The sequence below is a fragment of the Caloramator proteoclasticus DSM 10124 genome (assembly GCF_900129265.1).
Taxonomy (GTDB): Bacteria; Bacillota; Clostridia; order Clostridiales; family Caloramatoraceae; genus Thermobrachium; species Thermobrachium proteoclasticum.
This window is the reverse complement of the sequence record NZ_FQVG01000006.1, coordinates 21,879-41,315: the sequence shown is the minus strand read 5'-3', so window position 1 is coordinate 41,315 and position 19,437 is coordinate 21,879. Positions and strand designations below refer to the sequence as shown.

Annotated in this window: 16 protein-coding genes and 4 tRNA genes; 8 read left to right on the top strand and 12 right to left on the bottom strand. The window is 32.8% G+C overall.

Annotated elements, in window-relative coordinates:
* Nucleotide 1 precedes the first annotated feature (1 nt).
* Nucleotides 2-3,583 (top strand): NAD(P)-binding protein, encoded by a 3,582-nt coding sequence (locus BUB63_RS02745; protein ID WP_242947335.1) that lies wholly within the window; start codon nucleotides 2-4, stop codon nucleotides 3,581-3,583.
* 30 nt (nucleotides 3,584-3,613) lie between these two features.
* On the opposite strand, the gene BUB63_RS02740 is transcribed toward BUB63_RS02745, so the two are convergent.
* Nucleotides 3,614-4,378: a L,D-transpeptidase gene (locus BUB63_RS02740; RefSeq protein ID WP_073247860.1), complete on the bottom strand. Its 765-nt coding sequence runs from the start codon at nucleotides 4,376-4,378 to the stop codon at nucleotides 3,614-3,616.
* A gap of 244 nt (nucleotides 4,379-4,622) precedes the next feature.
* Between BUB63_RS02740 and BUB63_RS02735 the strand changes: the two genes are divergently transcribed.
* Nucleotides 4,623-5,978: a Na+/H+ antiporter NhaC family protein gene (locus BUB63_RS02735; protein ID WP_073247859.1), complete on the top strand. Its 1,356-nt coding sequence runs from the start codon at nucleotides 4,623-4,625 to the stop codon at nucleotides 5,976-5,978.
* A 274-nt stretch (nucleotides 5,979-6,252) separates the two neighbouring features.
* Here the strand turns inward: BUB63_RS02735 and rlmH are convergent, their stop codons facing one another.
* From rlmH to BUB63_RS02720, 3 genes are read right to left on the bottom strand one after another with little or no spacing between them, the layout of a single operon-like run.
* Nucleotides 6,253-6,732, bottom strand: a complete 480-nt coding sequence (rlmH, locus tag BUB63_RS02730; RefSeq protein ID WP_073247858.1) for a 23S rRNA (pseudouridine(1915)-N(3))-methyltransferase RlmH — start codon at nucleotides 6,730-6,732, stop codon at nucleotides 6,253-6,255.
* A 53-nt stretch (nucleotides 6,733-6,785) separates the two neighbouring features.
* Nucleotides 6,786-7,874 carry a S1C family serine protease gene (locus tag BUB63_RS02725; RefSeq protein ID WP_084106450.1) on the bottom strand — a complete coding sequence of 363 codons (1,089 nt, stop codon included), beginning with the start codon at nucleotides 7,872-7,874 and terminating at the stop codon, nucleotides 6,786-6,788.
* Between the two features lie 11 nt (nucleotides 7,875-7,885).
* A complete protein-coding gene (locus BUB63_RS02720) occupies nucleotides 7,886-8,674 on the bottom strand; it encodes an MBL fold metallo-hydrolase (RefSeq protein ID WP_027308672.1) in 789 nt (262 codons plus the stop codon).
* Nucleotides 8,675-8,779: 105 nt separating this feature from the next.
* On the opposite strand from BUB63_RS02720, the gene BUB63_RS02715 reads away from it, so the two are divergent.
* On the top strand, nucleotides 8,780-9,955 hold the full coding sequence (locus tag BUB63_RS02715) for an NAD(P)-dependent malic enzyme (RefSeq protein ID WP_073247857.1): 1,176 nt from the start codon (nucleotides 8,780-8,782) through the stop codon (nucleotides 9,953-9,955).
* A gap of 4 nt (nucleotides 9,956-9,959) precedes the next feature.
* Here the strand turns inward: BUB63_RS02715 and BUB63_RS02710 are convergent, their stop codons facing one another.
* Nucleotides 9,960-11,234 carry a UDP-N-acetylglucosamine 1-carboxyvinyltransferase gene (locus tag BUB63_RS02710; RefSeq protein ID WP_073247856.1) on the bottom strand — a complete coding sequence of 425 codons (1,275 nt, stop codon included), beginning with the start codon at nucleotides 11,232-11,234 and terminating at the stop codon, nucleotides 9,960-9,962.
* A 203-nt stretch (nucleotides 11,235-11,437) separates the two neighbouring features.
* Here BUB63_RS02710 and BUB63_RS02705 point away from each other — a divergent pair, with 203 nt between their 5' ends.
* Entirely contained in the window at nucleotides 11,438-12,328 is an 891-nt protein-coding gene (locus BUB63_RS02705; RefSeq protein WP_073247855.1) for a selenium metabolism-associated LysR family transcriptional regulator, read from the top strand.
* Nucleotides 12,329-12,429: 101 nt separating this feature from the next.
* Complete coding sequence (locus BUB63_RS13300; RefSeq protein ID WP_143290232.1) at nucleotides 12,430-12,594, top strand: Spo0E family sporulation regulatory protein-aspartic acid phosphatase; 165 nt, start codon at nucleotides 12,430-12,432, stop codon at nucleotides 12,592-12,594.
* A 75-nt stretch (nucleotides 12,595-12,669) separates the two neighbouring features.
* Here BUB63_RS13300 and BUB63_RS02700 read toward each other — a convergent pair whose 3' ends face one another.
* A complete protein-coding gene (locus BUB63_RS02700; protein WP_027308676.1) occupies nucleotides 12,670-12,852 on the bottom strand; it encodes an FmdB family zinc ribbon protein in 183 nt (60 codons plus the stop codon).
* 111 nt (nucleotides 12,853-12,963) lie between these two features.
* Here BUB63_RS02700 and BUB63_RS02695 point away from each other — a divergent pair, with 111 nt between their 5' ends.
* Nucleotides 12,964-14,157 carry a S8 family serine peptidase gene (locus BUB63_RS02695; RefSeq protein ID WP_073247854.1) on the top strand — a complete coding sequence of 398 codons (1,194 nt, stop codon included), beginning with the start codon at nucleotides 12,964-12,966 and terminating at the stop codon, nucleotides 14,155-14,157.
* 11 nt (nucleotides 14,158-14,168) lie between these two features.
* On the opposite strand, the gene BUB63_RS02690 is transcribed toward BUB63_RS02695, so the two are convergent.
* Nucleotides 14,169-15,515, bottom strand: coding sequence for a peptidoglycan DD-metalloendopeptidase family protein (locus BUB63_RS02690; RefSeq protein ID WP_073247853.1), 1,347 nt, complete (start codon nucleotides 15,513-15,515; stop codon nucleotides 14,169-14,171).
* Between the two features lie 178 nt (nucleotides 15,516-15,693).
* Between BUB63_RS02690 and BUB63_RS02685 the strand changes: the two genes are divergently transcribed.
* Together BUB63_RS02685 and BUB63_RS02680 are read left to right on the top strand one after the other, a co-directional pair.
* Entirely contained in the window at nucleotides 15,694-16,632 is a 939-nt protein-coding gene (locus BUB63_RS02685) for a DnaD domain protein (protein ID WP_051350655.1), read from the top strand.
* A complete protein-coding gene (locus tag BUB63_RS02680) occupies nucleotides 16,622-17,605 on the top strand; it encodes an ATP-binding protein (RefSeq protein ID WP_073247852.1) in 984 nt (327 codons plus the stop codon). The genes BUB63_RS02685 and BUB63_RS02680 overlap by 11 nt, the downstream gene beginning before the upstream one ends.
* A 91-nt stretch (nucleotides 17,606-17,696) precedes the next feature.
* On the opposite strand, the gene BUB63_RS02675 is transcribed toward BUB63_RS02680, so the two are convergent.
* From BUB63_RS02675 to BUB63_RS02655, 5 genes are all read right to left on the bottom strand, one after another.
* A tRNA-Thr gene (locus tag BUB63_RS02675) sits at nucleotides 17,697-17,772 on the bottom strand.
* Between the two features lie 5 nt (nucleotides 17,773-17,777).
* A tRNA-Asp gene (locus BUB63_RS02670) sits at nucleotides 17,778-17,854 on the bottom strand.
* Nucleotides 17,855-17,859: 5 nt separating this feature from the next.
* Nucleotides 17,860-17,935 (bottom strand) — tRNA-Val (locus tag BUB63_RS02665).
* Between the two features lie 3 nt (nucleotides 17,936-17,938).
* A tRNA-Glu gene (locus tag BUB63_RS02660) sits at nucleotides 17,939-18,013 on the bottom strand.
* 135 nt (nucleotides 18,014-18,148) lie between these two features.
* The gene (locus tag BUB63_RS02655; RefSeq protein ID WP_027308679.1) at nucleotides 18,149-19,435 is read right to left on the bottom strand and encodes an adenylosuccinate synthase; all 1,287 of its coding nucleotides are present in this window, start codon (nucleotides 19,433-19,435) and stop codon (nucleotides 18,149-18,151) included.
* Between the last annotated feature and the right edge of the window lie 2 nt (nucleotides 19,436-19,437).

Genomic DNA, 19,437 nt, shown 5'->3' with positions numbered 1-19,437 from the left:
TGTGTCTTTAATAAGGGTTAATATAAATAATAGAGAAATTACCACAACCGATGATAAAACCATTCTTCAAATTGCTCTTGAAAATGGCATCGATATACCAAACCTATGCTACAGCCAAAACACAAAACCCTATGGTTCCTGTGGACTTTGTGTTGTTGAAGTTGAAGGAAGCCCTAAGCTTGTTCGTGCCTGTTCAACCTTCCCATCAGATGGTATGATTATAAGAACAGACACAAAGCGTACAATTGCTGCCCGAAAAACAGCTCTCGAACTTTTATCATCTGACCACAGAGGAGATTGTAGACCTCCTTGTGTAAATGCCTGTCCTGCACATACCGACTGCCAAGGTTATGTTGGGCTCATTGCCAATGGTCAATATGATGAAGCTATAAAACTTGTAAAAAAGGTTATTCCCCTACCAGCAAGTATAGGTAGAGTTTGTCCTCACCCCTGTGAGAGCGAATGCAGGCGTGGTAAAGTTGATAAACCTATTGCAATTGCAGATCTGAAAAGATACATAGGAGAAATTGATATAAATAAGGGGCCCTTTGTCCCAGAAGTAAAACCTTCAACTGGAAAAAGAGTTGCAATAATAGGTGGAGGTCCTGCTGGTATATCCTGTGCCTACTTTCTATCAATGGAGGGACATAAGGTTGTTATATACGAAGCACAACCGCATCCCGGAGGAATGTTAAGATACGGAATACCTCAATATCGTCTTCCAAAGGAACTTCTTGATGCAGAAATAAATACTCTAACTAAAATGGGTGTTGAAATAATCTGTAATACAAAACTTGGAGAAGATATTACACTTTCATATCTTAAAAAGAACTATGATGCAGTATTTATAGCCATAGGTGCCTGGGCAAGCACTCCTCTTAACTGTCCTGGTGAAGAATTAGATGGGGTTATGGGGGGAATTGAGTTTTTAAGAAGGGCAACCCTTTCAGAACCTATATACCTTGGAGATAAGGTTGTAGTAATAGGTGGCGGTAATACTGCTATGGACGTAGCAAGAACTGCTGTAAGACTTGGTGCAAAAAGTGTACAAGTACTATACAGAAGAACAAAGGAAGAAATGCCTGCTGAAGAGATTGAAGTTAAAGAGGCTGAAGAAGAAGGAGTTGAGTTTACATTCCTTGTTGCTCCTATAGAAATTATTGGAGATGGAAAAAGAGCTACGGCTATAAGATGTCAAAGGATGATGCTTGGGGAGCCTGATAAATCTGGTAGAAGAAAACCTATTCCAATTGAGGGTGATGAGATTACCTTTGAGGCAGACCTTATTATCTCTGCAATAGGACAGAAGGTTAACCCCGAGTGCGTAAAGGAACTTGAAACTACAAAATGGGGAACTATCTCTGTTAATCCAAATAACTTTAAAACAAGTATGGAGGGTATATTTGCTGGTGGTGAGGCAGTAACAGGTCCTAAAATTGCTATAGAAGCAATTGCACAGGGCAAAAATGCTGCCTATGTTATAGATAATTATTTAAAGGGAGAAGAAGTTTCTGTTCCAAACCCCTGCTACATAGTTCAAGATGATTTAACTGAAGAGGATTTTAAAAAGTATAGTAGGGAAGAAAGACAGGAACAATATGTGCTCCCAAGCAGTGAACGAAAAATAAGCTTTAGACCGATTTCAAAGGCCTTAACTAAAGAACAGGCAATCAAAGAAGCCTCAAGATGCCTTGAATGTGGCTGTCACGACTATTTTGAATGCAAATTAGTAAACTATCTTCAAAAATACAACATCAAGGTAGATAGAATAAAGGGCGAAAAGCATAAGAGGGATTTAAATGATACTCATCCTTTCATTTTAAGAAACCCTGACAAATGTATTTTATGTGGTCTCTGCTACAGAACCTGCGAAGAAGTTATGGGTATAACTGCCCTTGGACTTAAGGGAAGAGGATTTAATTCTGAGGTTATACCTGAATTCAACCTACCCCTAAATCAAAGCTCCTGTATCTCCTGCGGTCAATGTGTAGATGTATGTCCAACTGGAGCACTTATAGATAGAGCCGCTGTAAATAAGCAAGTTCCTGTAGAATTTGATGAGGTTCATTCTGTTTGTAGCTACTGTGGTGCTGGTTGTGAGGTTGTTTATCAATCAAAGGGAGATTTAGTATTTAAGACTCTTCCAAACAAAGAAAAGGCAGGAGTTCTTTGTGCAAGAGGAAGATTTGGTACTGAACATATAAATAGCAATTTAAGACTTAAAACTCCATTTGTCTTTTGTGAAAATGCAGAGAGTAAGGTATCCATTGATGAAGCTCTATCCCTTCTTTCTAAGAAATTAAAACTTATAGAGGGACAGTATGGAAAAGACAGCATTGGTATTTTAGTTTCACCTAAATTTACAAATGAAGAGGCCTTTGTTTTAAGAAAAATTGCTGAAAAGTTAAATACAAAATATATCGGTTCTATGGCAATGAAAAATGCCGTACTTGAAAAGATATTTGGTTATGATGCATCAACAAACAGTTATGATGAACTATTTAGTACTAAACTTATTGTATCCTTCGGAGACGTAGCTGAAAACCATCCTGCCTTTGCTACAAGATTAAAAAATGCAGCAAATAAAGTAAAACTTGTTTCAATAAATAGTAATGATTCAAGAATTAAAGAATGGTCAAACAAATTCTATAAAGTTGACAATAATTTAGACTTCCTAAAGGGATTTATAAAATCAATTATTGAAGAACATATAAATGAAAAGGAAGCAAAGAACAGTTGCAATAACTTTGATGCATTAAAGGAATTTATCAAAGATGTCAAAGTAACTACCGAGGCTAAAGAATTTGCCAATATCTACGCACAAGCTAAAAAGACCATAATAGTAGTTGATGAGGACACTACAAGTGAAGCCTCCCTTATGCTTTTAGCAGATGCTCTATCTTTATGCAAAAAGGTTGGTAAACCTCACAGCGGTATAATATTACTTCGTTCAAAGGCAAATACACAGGGCTTTATTGATATGGGAATCAATATGTCAGGAGATGAAATTTTAAAGGAAGTAGAAAATGGACAAATAAAGGGGCTTGTTGTAATTGGTGAAGATATTTATAATGACTATTCTAATGTACTAAAGAATTTAAAGCTTCTTGCTACCTTTGACCTGTTTGAAACAGATACTACTAAAAACTCAAATATAGTGATACCAATTGCAAGCTCTGCTGAAGGATGCGGAACCTATACTAACTCTTGTAGAAAGGTACAAAAATTAAATAGAGCCATCGAACCTTTATTAGGAACAGATAACCTATGTATATTCCTAAAACTTGCATATAATCTTGGAATCCAACTTAAAAATATAGAGGATATAGTAGAAAATATTTCTAAAGAAATACCATATTACAAAGGATTTAATAAGGTGTATGATAAACTTCAAAATGTATTTGTGCCACTAAATAGTTCAAAGGGAGTACAGGTGCTACACACAGATGGATTTAATACAGAGGACAAAAAATCTGTACTTATCTTCAAAGAGGATAGGGCTATGTTCCACGATAAAAAGGTTTATGATACTGTTGAAAAGGATTTTTATAACTTTGCACATAAAAACAACATAAAAATATGATAAAACCCTGCAAAGCAGAGCTTTGCAGGGTTATTTTATATATAGTTTTGTTCCAAATGTTATACTATTATAGAACCATTTTGCATCTTCAACCTTTAATCTTACACATCCGTGGGATGCAGGTTTTCCTAATGTATAGTCAACTATGTTTTTATTTTCATCCATAGGTAAGCTGTGGAATAAATAATCACCTTTAAATCTTACCCAATACATTCCACCCTGTTGATATCTTTTTGAAAAAAACCAAGGTGCTCTATCTTGGATTGTATATATACCTTTTGGGGTTGGTGTTTCTGGTGCACCTGTTGAACAAATAAGTGATTTATATAATCCCCAAGAACCATTTGATTTTTTCATAATATAAGTATATTGTTTTTGAGTATCAACAATTACCATATATGCTGTTTTACTTGTAAGATTCTTTTCTTTTATATCCTTTAACAGTTCCTGTTCTAATGGTGTTAACGCTACTGTTTGCTTTTGAGTACTATTTTTAACTTCACTTGTTTTTACACTTTCTTTTGTTGCATTTTTATTTGATTCTTTCGTTGCTAAAGTATTTGTCTTGTTTTTATCCTGCTCTTTATTTTCTTTATTATTATCTGAAGGTTGTTGGTCACTTACTGCATCTACTTTTATTTCCTCTTTTTTATTTTCAGCCTTTGCAACCACTATATGCTGCTCATTCTGATTACTTTCATTTGAAGTTTCCTTATTACATCCGCTAAAAGATATTAAAGAAACAAAAAATAAAAATAAAACAATCATATTCTTTAATATTTTTTTCTTTTGCATACCCATCCTCCAAATTTTAAACAAAATAAATTTATTTAATCTTTTAAAACAAGCATTATTTTATCATATACAAAAGCTACAAACAATCTATTTTATTCGACACATTATGATTTTTATATACTCTCCCATTTTTTTATTAAAACACTTTGTAAAAGCAAATCATTTGTGTTATTATACAATTGTGAATATTTATTATATTTTTGTAACTTTTAAAAGGGGAATAAAATACGAAAGAGGGGTTAATATGGATGTTATTTTAGGTATGGCAGTTACTTTTTTTGTAATAGTCTTGTCTATTTATAAGGGAATATTTATAGGTTATCCTTTAATCTTTGGCTTTTTCGTTTTCTGCTTTATTTCAATTAAAAGAGGTTTTAGCTTAAAAGACATTATTAATATGTCCTTTGATGGTGGTAAGAAATCACTTGTTGTACTTAAGATATTTGTATTAATCGGTGCTATAACAGGTATATGGATGGCATCAGGAACAGTTCCTTCAATCATATACTATGGCATAAAATATATGAATCCTAATTTTTTTATACTCTATAGCTTTATAATTAGCTGCATTATTTCCCTTCTCTTAGGATCCGCCCTTGCAACAGTAAGTACAGTTGGAGTTGCACTTATTTTAATGGCTAAAAGTACCAATATAAATATAAACATTGTAGCAGGTGCTATTATAGCTGGTGCATACTTTGGAGATAGGTGTTCTCCAATGGCATCAAGTGCAAACCTTGTTGCAAATCTTACAAAGACAAATCTATATATAAACATACAGAATATGATTAAAACATCTATTTTCCCACTTATATTAAGTATTGCTATATACTTTATTTTTTCTCTTCAAAAACCTATAAGTTTCACACAAAATAATTTAAGCCAACAAATAGCTGAAACTTATAAAATAAACATAATAGTTTTAATGCCAGCAATAATAATACTAATTTTTTCCTTATTTAAAGTTGATGTAAAGCTATCAATGTTTATAAGCATACTAACAGCCTCCTCCATTGCTATAATTTTTCAACAATATAGCATAAAAGAAGTACTAACATTTTTAGTACTGGGATTTAAACTTAACCCTTCTAATCCTCTAAACATTATATTAAAGGGTGGAGGAATAATATCAATGTGGAAGGCCGCCTTAGTTGTATTTATTTCCTGTGCTCTATCTGGAATATTTAGTGGAACGAATATGTTTAAATCAATAGAAGATATATTACTAAAAGCCAAAAGTAGATATACTTTGTTTTTATACACAGGTATAACAAGCATAATAACAGCAGCCTTTGGATGTAATCAATCTATTGCAATTATACTAACACAGCATCTTATGAATAAAAGCTATGAAAACAATGAAGTTGATAACTACCAACTTGCATTAGATTTAGAAAACACTGCTGTTGTATTAGCTGCACTAATTCCCTGGAATATTGCCGCCTTTGTACCAACAACTGCTATGAAGGTTAGCTCTACAGGCTTTATACCATATGCAGTATATCTGTATCTACTTCCACTTTTTAACCTAATCAAGATATTTATAAATGATATAAAATGCAATAGATTTTTACAAGATGGATATGAGTTTAGAAATTGATATACGTTTTTGTTTTTATTTGTAATAGGTTTTTTATAATAAAACTCAACTCTATTATAGAATTCACAATCAAAAATAAAGTTAAAAAGAAGGAAGCTTTTTATATTTATCTTCCTTCTATTTAATTTTAGCACGCACTATTTATTACCCTTTCCATATAAATACAAAGTGCAAAAGTATTATTTTCGTAAATATACAAAAATAAAGGATAGACTATATTTTCTCCTTTATTTTTATTAATAAGTTATACATAATATGTATGCCTAATTGTCAACTACTTATGATACGGTTCACCGTTTATTATCCTAAATCCCCTGTAAATCTGCTCAAGGAGTATAAGCCTCATAAGCTGGTGTGGGAAGGTCATCTTTGAAAATGATAATTTATAATTTGCCCTGTTTAAAACTGTTTGTGAAAGACCAAGGGAACCACCTATTACAAAAGCAATGTTGCTTTCACCTAAAAGAGCCCTTTGGCTTAAAAAATCAGCAAGCTCCTCTGAAGAGAGCTGTTTACCCTTTATATCAAGCACTATTACATACATATTTTCCTTTATATACTTTAATATACCCTGTCCTTCCTTTTCCTTAACCATCTCCTCTTCCTTATTAGAAAGATTCTCTGGTGCCTTTTCGTCTGGAACTTCGATTATATCAACCTTTGCATACTTTGATAGCCTCTTTAAATACTCATTTATTCCTTCCTTTAAATACTTTTCCTTCAATTTTCCAACTGATACTATAGTAATATTCATTAGTACTCTCCTTTCTACAAAAAACTTTTATATAAAAATAGGCCTTTTTAGGCCTATAACTTAACTTCAACATTTTTAGTTGTTCCAACAGGTGTTTTTATTGTAATAGTTAAGGTACCTCCAATACCTACTTTAAACATCTCTTCCTTAAGCTCCATCATTGTATTTACTTCCTTACCGTTGATTGATACTATAACATCTCCCTCTTTAATTCCTGCTCTTGCTGCAGGACTTGCCCTTAACACATCATAGACATATATGCCCTTTTCTATCTTAAAATCAAAGTATCCCGCAAGGTTCTTATCAAAACCCTTTATTCCAAGGGAAGGTGTTTCAAATTTTCCTGTGGCCTTTATTGAATTTATTATCGGCTTTATTATATTTATTGGAACTGCAAAACCTATTCCCTCTGCAGTCGTAACCTTTACAGTATTTATACCTATAACTTCTCCTTTGGTACTAACCAAAGGCCCTCCACTATTCCCAGGATTAATTGATGCATCTGTCTGTATTAAATCCTCCATAAAAACTCCTTCAGAAACCTCAATTGTTCTATTTAACGCACTTATTATTCCCGCTGTAACAGTCCTTTGAAATGTAAGGCCAAGTGGATTTCCTATTGCAATAACTGGTTCACCTATTTTTGCATTCTTTGAATCTCCAAGCCTCGCAACATTAAGGTTTCCTTCATCAATCTTTACAATAGCAAGGTCTAAAACCTCATCCGCCCATACAACTCTGCCATTTACCTCCCTACCATCATAAAGGGATACAACTATATTAGTTGATGAATATCCTGCAACGTGATTGTTTGTTAAAATATACCCTTCATTGTCTATTATAATTCCACTTCCAACTCCCTGTACCCTTTTATTTTGAAAAAAGCTTCTCTGTATCCTTGTCGTCTTTATCCCAACAACTGATGGAATAACCTCCTCTGCTGCCTTTGTCACATCAGTGCTTACAGTTTCATACACAACTTCCTTCTTAACCTCAAACTTTTCTGGTTCTTTAACCTGAAATCTTTGAAAAAGTGCCTCTGGTGCAAAGGTTAAAAGCAAAAATCCTCCTATTACTGCCCCAAAAAATGCCGACAAAAAATAGCCGAATGCAGAAGGTCTTCTTCTGCCATAATACTCCATAACCTCACCTCTTATACAGAATAATATTTACCTACCCTATCCCTGTGAGCAATGTCTAAATCAATGTCTACCCCGTCCCTAATTCCATTTGACTCTAAAATAGATAAAACTGTTCTATATGCAAGTTCTGGATAGTTATTTGTTTTACTTAAGTGCCCTAATATTATCCTTTTTATCCTACTATTTAGTATATCCACAATTGTTCTTCCACAATCCTCATTTGATAAATGTCCTACATCACTTAAAACTCTTCTTTTTAAATAGTATGGATATGGCCCTACCTTTAACATTTCAACATCGTGATTAGACTCAAGGAGTATTAAATCCGAATCCTTTATGTTATCCTTAACTTCCCTGCTTGCGTGCCCAATGTCTGTTGCAATTGAAATCTTTTTATTCTTCTCAATAAAACTATAACCACAGGGGTTTGAGGCATCGTGAGGTATTTTAAATGGTATAACTGTTATATCTCCTATCTCAAAGGGCTTATAAGTACTAAAAACCTTTATATTTTCCTCCTTCACATCCCCTATCTGAGACTCCATTGCACTCCAAGTATCAGCATTTGCATAAATAGGTATGTTAAACCTTCTTGATAATATTCCCGCTGCTTTAATATGGTCATCGTGCTCGTGGGTTATTAATATTGCATTTATTTCATTTGGATTAACACCTATATCTAAAAGTCCCTCTTGAATTTTTTTACCACTTAAACCAGCATCAACTAATATTTTTGTTCTCTCATTCCCTACATATATTGAGTTTCCACTACTTCCACTGTATAAACTACAAAAATCCATATTCTCTCTCCTTTCATATGTATATTTTACTTTTTTTCATTTATAACTACAATGGAAATTATTTATGTTATAATATTCTTGATATTATAAAAATGGGGTGATAAAATGAGCATTTATGATGAAGCACTGAAGTTTCACGAAGAAAAGAGAGGTAAAATAGAGATTATATCAAGGGTTGAAGTGAATAATTCAAGTGATTTATCCCTTGCATATACACCAGGTGTTGCACAACCTTGTATAGAAATACATAATAACCCTGAGCTTGTATATACATATACAAGAAAATGGAACACAATTGCTGTAGTTTCTGATGGAACTGCAGTTTTAGGACTTGGTGACATAGGGCCTCTTGCCTCACTTCCTGTTATGGAGGGCAAAGCTGTTCTTTTTAAAAAATTTGCAAATGTTGATGCTTTCCCAATAGTACTAAATACAAAGGAAGTTGATGAAATAGTAGATACAATTGTTAAGATATCTCCATCCTTTGGTGGAATAAATCTTGAGGATATCTCTGCTCCAAGGTGCTTTGAAATTGAAGAAAAGTTAAAGGAAAAACTGGATATTCCAGTTTTCCACGATGACCAACACGGTACTGCCATTGTGTGCTTAGCGGCACTTATAAATTCTTTAAAAATAGTAAATAAAAAGCTTGAGGACTTAAAAATAGTTATAAACGGTGCTGGTGCAGCCGGAACTTCAATCTGTAAGCTTCTTTTATCCTATGGTGCAAAAAATATCGTTGTATGCGATAAAATAGGAGCACTTTATAGAGGAATACAAAATGTTGATGATACAAAGAAGCAACTTGCAAAAATCACAAATCCAAATAACGAAAAGGGAGAATTAAAGGACGTTATAGTAGGTGCAGATGTTTTTATAGGTGTATCAGCTCCAAACGTATTAACTAAAGAGATGGTTAAAGCAATGAATAGGGATGCTATTGTGTTTGCAATGGCAAATCCAACGCCTGAAATATTCCCACAGGATGCAAAGGAAGCTGGTGCAAGAATTGTTGGTACAGGCCGTTCAGACTTTGCAAACCAAATAAATAATGTTCTTGCCTTTCCAGGAATATTTAGAGGTGCACTTGATGCAAGAGCAAAAGTAATAAATGAAGAGATGAAAATAGCGGCAGCCCTTGCAATAGCAGAATCAGTTAAAGATGAGGAATTAAATGAAGAATATATTATACCAAAGCCATTTAACTTAGAGGTACAAAAAAAGGTTGCAAAATCAGTCTATGAAGCAGCAATAAAAAGTGGAGTAGCAAAAAGGAGCTAACGTATTAGTTAGCCCCTTCTTCTTTTACTCTTTTTATTTTTGCTCCTAAAGCCTGAAGCTTATGCTCTATTTTTTCATATCCTCTATCTATGTGACGAATGTTGGTAACTTCTGTTATTCCATCTGCAACAAGTCCAGCAACAACTAAAGCGGCTCCCCCTCTTAGGTCTGTCGCTGCAACCTCTGCACCAGATAGCTTTTCAATCCCTTCAATTACAGCTACTCTTCCTTCTACTTTAATTTTTGCTCCCATCCTCTTTAATTCATCACAATGCTTGAAACGACCTTCCCAAATACTTTCATTTATTATGCTAACACCTTCTGCTATTGTGCAAAGAGTTGACATAGGCTGTTGAAGGTCTGTTGGGAAACCTGGGTATGGAAGCGTCTTTATATTTATACCCTTTGGTCTTTTACTTGCACAAACTCTTACTGTATCTTCTCCCTCTTCAACTGTTATTCCCATCTCTAAGAGCTTTGCAGTAATTGATTCAAGATGTTTTGGTATTACATTCTTTAATACAACATCTCCAAGTGTTGCTGCTGCTGCAACCATATATGTTCCTGCTTCTATTTGATCTGGTATAACGCTGTAATTGCACGCCACTAATTCTTCAACACCATATACCTTTATTACATCTGTTCCTGCTCCCTTGATTTTTGCTCCCATACTATTTAAAAAGTTTGCAACATCAACAACGTGGGGTTCCTTTGCTGCGTTTTCAATAATTGTAACTCCCTTTGCCTTTGTTGCCGCAAGCATTATGTTTATTGTCGCACCTACGCTTACAACATCAAGATATATGTGGGCACCCTTTAGACCATCTTCTGTATAGGCCTTAATAACACCGTGTTCAACAGTTACCTTTGCCCCCATTGCTTCAAATCCCTTTATGTGCTGATCTATTGGTCTTACCCCAATTGGACATCCTCCTGGGAAGGCAACCTCTGCACGTCCAAACTTTGAAAGCAATGAACCTAATAGGTAATATGATGCCCTCATCTTCTTAACTTCTTCACCTAAGGCTCTGTAGTCCTTAACTCCATTTATGTCTATTTTTACTGCTGTATCACTTATTTCTTCAACCTTTGCCCCAAGGTTCCTTAATATTTCTTCAAGACATTTTATATCTTCAATTTCAGGAAGATTATCAATTATAAATTCTCCCTTATCTGCAAGTATAACTGCAGGTAGTATTGCAACAGCTGCATTTTTAGCTCCGCCTACAACTACTTCTCCCTTTAAAGGAATACCGCCTTCAATAATTAACTTTTCCATAAACAGCACCCATCCTTCTTGTAATCTATATTTAAAGATAATTATCCTATTTTATACCCATAATTGATATTATAGCATTTTATATTAGATTTTTTAATACATATTTTTATATTTTTTGATAACAAATTATAACTCCGATGTTAATCTATAATATTTGTTGAAAAATTGTTAATATTCATTTACTATATAATTGGGGTGATGGTATGGATTTTAAGCAAATTGAGGCATTTATTAATGTTGCAAAATATAAAAGTTTTTCTAAGGCAGCAGAGGCTACTTTTTTATCACAGCCTACAATAAGTTCTCATATTTCCTCTTTAGAGAAGGAACTTAAGGTTATGCTGTTTGATAGAAACGGAAAGGATATACGTTTAACTGAAGCCGGAAAGCTTTTTTATGAGTATGCTATAAATTTAGTTAATATAAGGGACAATGCTATTTCGAGTTTATCACTATATGATAATAGAATATGCGGTAAAATAACTATTGCCGCCAGTACAACACCTTGTAGATTTTTACTTCCTCAAATTATTGAATCCTTTAGTAAATTATATAGTGAAGTTAATTACGATATAAAGGAAGGAAGTACACAATATGTGGTTGACCAACTTATTTCCTTTAATGTTGATTTAGGTATTGTTGGAGATATGATAGATGACTGTAAACTCACATATACAAATATATTTCAAGACAAACTTGTTTTAATAAGTAATTTTGACAATTTAAATGAAAAGGTAGATTTTAAAGATATTATTAAATTGCCTTTTATCCAAAGAGAAGATGGCTCTGCTACAAGACATATTTTTGAAAAAAAACTATATGAAATAGGTTTTAATATTGAGGATCTGAATACAATAATAAACGCTAATTCCTTAGAGATGGTAATACAATTAGTAAAAAACAAGATTGGTGTATCTATCGTTTCCTATTATGCCTGCAAAGATTTAATAGAAGCTAACCTTTTAAGGTGTCATACTATAGAGGGTTTAGACATAATAAGACCTATATATCTTGTTTATCACAACAAAAAAACTCTATCCCCTGCTTCAAGAGCATTTATTGAACATATAAAAAACATCAATTTTGTTAAATAAAATTAATGATAAATTTTTTAACAAATATTGATTTGTGCATACATTAATGTTAAAATATCCTTTGTCGCTGTCTTAAAAAGAGTAAATGGTGGGGGATTAGAATGCTAAAAGATGAAATTAGAAATAAAATTGAGTTACTTTCTAATGAACTGAATTTAAAATTAAAGGATGGAATAAAAAAAGAAGAATATAGTAAAATTTTAAAACTTAGCCAAGAACTTGATAGACTAATCGTTATTTATACTAAAAAAACATTCTCTGCATAATTTAACTGCCTCAATACATATTGAGGCAGTTTTTTATATTATATACCCTTGAAAATATTTTTATCTATAGAACTTTTAATGACATCCTGAACAGGTTGAACATCCTCCACTACAATTTCCCTTTCCATAAAACTTACCCTTATACACTCTTTCAACATTATCACTTTTACATTTTGGGCATACAACCTTTTCATCCGAGTTTACTATTTCAAAAAATTCATTTCCGCATTCTTTACATTTGAAATCTATCAACGCCATAATAATCCCTCCCTTATCTTCATTTTAACATTGATGGTTTGCACAATCAACTTGTAACAGTTTTAAGAATAAATGCATATAATGTATTGCATAAATTTATTAGGTGATTATATGTTTTTATTTTTAAATAAGAAAATAGATAAAAAACTGAAGGAATATATGACACCGAACCTAAAACGCAGAATTCCTGTAATAATATGCTATAAAAATAATGTTAAAACTACAAGAGGTTCCATAATAAGTAATGGAGGAAAGATAAAGTATGAATACACAATAATAAATGCTATAGCCTGTGAAATTTCACCCACTTCCATAGACAGATTATCTGAAAACCCCGACATCTCTTTTATCTGCTTTGATTATAAGGCATCATTATGTTTAAATAATGTTTCTGAAAGCATAGGTGTAAAGTTTGCCCACAACATTAACTTAACAGGAAAGGATATTGGAATCGCAGTTTTTGATACTGGTTGTTTTCCTCATCCAGATCTTATAACTAACAAAAATACTATTGTATACTTTAAGGACTATATAAACAAAATTGATAAAACCTATGACGATAACGGACACGGAACCTTTTTGTCTGGAATAATTGCATCTAATGGGCACACTAATAAATCATATAAAGGAATTGCACCAGATTCAAAACTCTGTATATTTAAATGTTTTAATTCACTTGGATTTGGATATATGTCAGATATAATTTTTGCTATTCAAGATGCAGTTCTACTTAAAGATGAATATAACATTAAAATAGCGTGTTTACCCTTTGAATTCCCTTATTTAAACAAACTGTATATAAACCCTTTAGAAATGGCAATAAATAAACTATTGGAAAATAATATAGTTCCTGTCGTACCAGCAGGAAATTTAGGCCCCCAAAATATGAGCATTTATTTCCCGGGTAATATGAAAAATGTCATAACAGTAGGGGGGATTAATGTCGATTTATCAAAAAAACACATATCTATTGCCGATTTTTCAGGAAGAGGCCCTACCTTTGATGGAATAAATAAACCTGATATTGTAGCACCCTGCATTGATGTGCTTTCTCTAAACTGCGATACAAAATTTGTTCCAACATCAAAACATAAATATTCACTTCAATCTCCATATAAGTCTGCTTCAGGAACCTCTATATCCTGTGCAATAATTTGTGGCTCTATTGCACTTATTTTAGAAAAATACAATAATATTTCAGTAAAAGATGTTAAGAGCATTCTTATATTATCCTGCAAATCTATAGGTGAAAATAAAAATATCCAAGGATGTGGAATGTTTGTTTTTGATAAAATAATAAAGTAAGCCTAAATGGCTTACTTTATGTATTTAAGTGGATTTTGAGGTACTCCATTTTTCCTTATTTCAAAATGAAGGTGTGGTCCTGTGGACCTACCTGTTGAACCAACTGCCGCAATCAATTGTCCCTTTGTTACCCTTGTCCCTTCAGAAACATATAATTTACTTGCGTGGCCATATACAGTTCTATAACCATTTCCGTGGTCAATCATAATGCACTTACCATAGGTTCCCATCCAGCCAGCAAATACAACTTTTCCTGTATCTGCTGCATAGATTGGTGTTCCAGTTGGCCCTGCTAAATCTACTCCTTGATGCATTCTACCCCATCTTCTACCAAAGTAAGAAGATATATATCCTCTTGATGGCCTTATAAACATTCCTGTCGCAACTAATTGAGATTGTTTTGTTCCAATTACTACAACGCTGTTCTTAGGCTCCTCTATTAACTTTGAAGAAACTATTGTTTCTTCTACAACATCACCATTTACTATCTTAATATTCTTTGTAACTTCAGCTAGACCATTTTTACCTTCTTCCTTTACTATCTTCTTGCCTTTGTTCATAGTCTTATCATATATTTGTTTTTCCTCGTAAGGAACTTCTTCGTCTGAAACTATATTAACATCTATTTCAACATTGAAAAATGGCTCATTTCTTACTATCAAAATTTCTTGTCCTATTTTTATTTTATCTAAATTTATGTTTGGATTATATGTAGCTATTTCATCGATACTTATGCCCTTATTTAATGAAATATTCCAGATAGTATCTCCTTGCTTAACTACATACTTTTCTTCAATTAGCTTTCCTTTAATTATTTTTTCTGCAACATCATCAACATCTTCAACTAATGCTGCATCTACATACTGAACTGTTGTTAAAAGATTTTCATCTATCTTAAATGATTTTATTTCTACATTCTTTGTTTTGTCATATTTAGGAATATATCTATTTTTTAATGTTTCAATTAAAACTTCGTAATCTCTTTTACTTGCAAGTACAGCTATTTGATTATTTCCTACCTTTACAACATAAGCAGGTATTTTAAGTTTAAATTGTTTTCTTAATTTAACTTCAAGTTCTTGTTCATCGATTAGATGTTTATTGGCATCTTTTTCAGCAATAACCTTAACATCCTTTGATAAATCTATTCCATCAGTCATTTTTATCTTGTCTTTAACGTTTTTTACTACTTCAACACCTTTTACATAGCCTATTTCCTTATCTAATACTTTAACCATATAAATTGAATTAGATTTAATTTGAAGGTTTACTGCAAATAATGATAAAAATAAACCTAATAGCACCCCCACTAAAGATGCAATGCTTAATTTCTTTTGTATTTTCCCCAATAAATACACCACTTCCCCTCCTTTCATACATTTTTATAATACTATAAGTTTCTAATTTGGGCAAGTAACAGTTTCTAACATATTATATGAATTTTTTGATATTTTATTCATACTCTTAGTTTATTGTGGTATAAAATCACTTCTGCTATAATAGTATAAGCTAATAATACATTAGGAAGTGATCAGTATGCCAAATATATCATTAACGCCTCCAGAACCAAAGTTTATACCATTATCAACTACATTTATAGACAAATATATTCCTAAGGCCCACGGAGATTATATTAAAGTGTATCTAACTCTACTTAGACTGTCCTATACTAACACAGTATGTTCAACAGAGTCTATCTCAAAAAAGCTAAATATATCAGAATCAGAAATAATCAATGCATTAGGCTATTGGCAGGAAAATGGGTTAATTCATATATCAGACTCTGGAGAGGTTAGTTTTAATACATTAAATTTAGATGATGATTCGTGCTTTGTAATTATAGATAATACCAAAAATATATTTAAAGATATAGAAATGGCTTTAGGAAGGCCTCTAACCCCTTCTGATTATAAGTTCTTTACTATGCTTATGGATAAATTTCATTTTTCCTTTGAAGTTTTAATATTTTTAATTGAATACTGCGTATCTAAGAAAAAAACAGATATTAGATATATTGAAAAGGTTGCTATAGGATGGCACGAAAAGGGTATAAAAACAATTGAGGATGCCCAAAACCATATAAGAAAACACGAAGAAAAATGGACAAAATATAGGCAAATTTTAAACTATATTGGACTTAAAGACTCTGATATATCTGTTCCTCAAGAGGAACTTTTAGAAAAATGGATATATAGTTATAATATGCCCATTGACGTTATTTTAGAGGCCTGCAGGATAGCAATTATGAGAATAAACGAACCAAACTTAAATTATATAGATAAAATAGTAACTGACTGGTATAATTTAGGAGTAAAAAATGTGAATGATATAAAAAGACTTGATAAGAAGGCAAATAAAAAAGAAAAAGCTTCTAAGAGTCAACATCCGTACATTGCATATAGTGGACAGAGACAATATGATATAACCGAACTTGAGAAAAAACTCCTTGGAAGGGGTGAGTTAAATGAAGAATAAATATGTATCTGAAATTATAAATGAATACGAAAAACTTAGGGAAAACGCAAAAACAGAACAAGAAAAAAGAATAAATGAAATTTATAAAAAAATACCAAGAATAAAAGAAATAGACAAAGAAATATCCTCTATTGGATTTAATATTGCAACTTCAGTTGTGTCTAAAGAAATAGAAGATATAGAGGAATATATTAAATCTCAAAAGGAAAAAATAACAGACCTAAAAATAGAAAAGACTGAACTTCTATCAAAATACGGCTATCCAATAGATTATATGGAGATAAAATATAAATGTAAAAAATGTAAGGATACAGGATATATAAACAACAAATTCTGTAGTTGTTTTAGACAAAAATTAATAAATAGATATTATCAGCAATCAAACTTAAATGAAATATTAAGGGCTGAAAACTTTGATACCTTCAACTTTGAGTATTATTCAAGTATTCCCTATGAAAATGAACCCTTAAGTCCAAGAGAAAATATAGAAAGAATATACGCCTACGCGGTAAATTACACAAAAAACTTTGATAAAACAAATGAGAGCCTTTTCTTTTATGGAAGCTCTGGTTTAGGAAAAACCTTTTTATCTAATTGCATTGCAAAGGAACTTCTTGATAAGGGTAAAGTAGTTATATATCAAACTGCTTCAAACCTAATGGATATTATAAGAAGATGCAGATTTGAAGAATCATCAAATCATAACGAACTAAATGAGCTTTTAGAATGCGACTTTTTAATTATAGATGACCTTGGAACAGAACCTGTAACTCCCTATTCATACTCCGAGCTTTTTAATATAATAAACACAAGAATTCTAAACAAGAAAAAAATGCTTATATCAACAAACTTTCAACTTAATGATATTGTCCAAAACTATCCTGAAAGAATAACCTCAAGAATATTAGGTCATTTTACTTTGTTTAAATTTTATGGTGAGGATATCAGAATTCAGAAGAAGTTCAAGAAATAAAAAATGCTGGGTCTCCCAGCATTTTTTATCGAACAAGTTAATGTAATTTAGCTTACACTAAATAATAAAAGCACGCATCTTGCGTGCTTTATGGAGCCGGCTATAGGAATCGAACCTACAACCTACTGATTACAAGTCAGTTGCTCTGCCAATTGAGCTAAGCCGGCAAATATGGCGACCCAGAAGGGGCTCGAACCCTCGACCTCCGGCGTGACAGGCCGGCACTCTAACCAACTGAGCTACTGGGCCATTTTTGGTGGGCACGACAGGGCTCGAACCTGTGACCCTCTGCTTGTAAGGCAGATGCTCTCCCAGCTGAGCTACGCGCCCATATGGTGACCCCTAGGGGACTCGAACCCCTGTTACCACCGTGAAAGGGTGGTGTCTTAACCGCTTGACCAAGGGGCCAACTTCTTTTATCGTCTCGGCTCATCGCCCCGACACTTGTATATAATACACGATTTCTTTTTAAAAGTCAACATCTTTTTTAAAAATTTTTTTGATGTAATTTATGGAAATAGGGTGGATGACACCACCCTATTTTTAATACTTATTTACAACTATAGTTTGACTTCTATTGGGACCAACTGATACTATTGATACTCTTGTATCTGTATATTCCTCTATAAATCTCAAATACTTTTTAGCATTTTCGTGTAGGTCATCAAAGGTTTTTGCCTTCTCAACTGAACTATCCCAACCATCAAATTCCTTATATATAGGCTTACATCTATCTAAATCATCTAATGAAGCTGGGAAGTAATCAATAACATTTCCATCTAATTCATAACCAACACAAACCTTTATCTTGTCAATATTAGCCAAAGTATCTAATTTAGTTATAGCAAGACTTGTTAAACCAGATATTCTTACAGCATACTTTAATATAACTAAATCAAGCCATCCACATCTTCTTGCTCGTCCTGTTGTTGTTCCATATTCGAATCCCTTTTCTCTAATGTAATCTCCCATTTCATCAAAAAGCTCCGTTGGGAATGGCCCTTTACCAACTCTTGTTGTATATGCCTTACATACACCTATTGCATTTGAAACCATAGTAGGTCCTATACCTGCTCCAATACATACCCCACCTGATATTGGATGTGAAGATGTAACATAGGGATATGTTCCATAGTCTATATCTAAAAGGGTTCCCTGTGCACCTTCGAATAAAACCTTCTTATTAGCCTTTATAGCATCATAAAGAATAACTGATGTATCCTTTACATAAGGTCTTAATCTTTCACCATACTCAACATATTTTGAATAAACCTCATTAAAATTTAGTTCTTCTCCTCCGTATATTTCCTTTATTATTTTATTCTTTGCTGCAATATTAAGCTCAAGCTTTTCCTTAAGTGTTTCTTTATTTAAAAGGTCACAAATTCTTATTCCTGTTCTTTCGTGTTTGTCTGTATAGCAAGGTCCTATCCCCTTACCTGTAGTTCCTATATCCTTGCTTCCTCTTTTTTGTTCTGAAAGTTTATCTAAAATCTTATGATATGGCATTATAACGTGGGCTCTATCACTTACAACCAATTTCTCTGGTGAAACATTAACTCCTTCTCCCTCTAAATAATTTAGTTCCTCAAAGAAGGCCATTGGATCAATAACCACACCATTTCCTATAACACAAAGCTTTGTATCATATAAAATACCCGATGGAATTAGGTGTAGCTTATATTTTTTATCTAAAACTTCAACTGTATGTCCAGCATTATTTCCTCCCTGATATCTAACTACAACATCTGCTCCCTCTGCTAAAAAATCTGTTATCTTTCCCTTTCCTTCGTCTCCCCATTGGGCTCCAATAACTACAAGTGCTGACATCT

Excerpts from the sequence above, each read along its gene's own strand:
- BUB63_RS02680 (WP_073247852.1), top strand. The coding sequence starts at position 16,622 with ATGAAGAATAAATATGTATCTGAAATTATAAATGAATACGAAAAACTT.
- BUB63_RS02740 (WP_073247860.1), bottom strand. The coding sequence starts at position 4,378 with ATGCAAAAGAAAAAAATATTAAAGAATATGATTGTTTTATTTTTATTT.
- BUB63_RS02720 (WP_027308672.1), bottom strand. The coding sequence starts at position 8,674 with ATGGATTTTTGTAGTTTATACAGTGGAAGTAGTGGAAACTCAATATAT.
- BUB63_RS13300 (WP_143290232.1), top strand. The coding sequence starts at position 12,430 with ATGCTAAAAGATGAAATTAGAAATAAAATTGAGTTACTTTCTAATGAA.
- rlmH (WP_073247858.1), bottom strand. The coding sequence starts at position 6,732 with ATGAATATTACTATAGTATCAGTTGGAAAATTGAAGGAAAAGTATTTA.
- BUB63_RS02725 (WP_084106450.1), bottom strand. The coding sequence starts at position 7,874 with ATGGAGTATTATGGCAGAAGAAGACCTTCTGCATTCGGCTATTTTTTG.
- BUB63_RS02705 (WP_073247855.1), top strand. The coding sequence starts at position 11,438 with ATGGATTTTAAGCAAATTGAGGCATTTATTAATGTTGCAAAATATAAA.
- BUB63_RS02735 (WP_073247859.1), top strand. The coding sequence starts at position 4,623 with ATGGATGTTATTTTAGGTATGGCAGTTACTTTTTTTGTAATAGTCTTG.
- BUB63_RS02715 (WP_073247857.1), top strand. The coding sequence starts at position 8,780 with ATGAGCATTTATGATGAAGCACTGAAGTTTCACGAAGAAAAGAGAGGT.
- BUB63_RS02685 (WP_051350655.1), top strand. The coding sequence starts at position 15,694 with ATGCCAAATATATCATTAACGCCTCCAGAACCAAAGTTTATACCATTA.
- BUB63_RS02700 (WP_027308676.1), bottom strand. The coding sequence starts at position 12,852 with ATGGCGTTGATAGATTTCAAATGTAAAGAATGCGGAAATGAATTTTTT.
- BUB63_RS02655 (WP_027308679.1), bottom strand. The coding sequence starts at position 19,435 with ATGTCAGCACTTGTAGTTATTGGAGCCCAATGGGGAGACGAAGGAAAG.
- BUB63_RS02710 (WP_073247856.1), bottom strand. The coding sequence starts at position 11,234 with ATGGAAAAGTTAATTATTGAAGGCGGTATTCCTTTAAAGGGAGAAGTA.
- BUB63_RS02695 (WP_073247854.1), top strand. The coding sequence starts at position 12,964 with ATGTTTTTATTTTTAAATAAGAAAATAGATAAAAAACTGAAGGAATAT.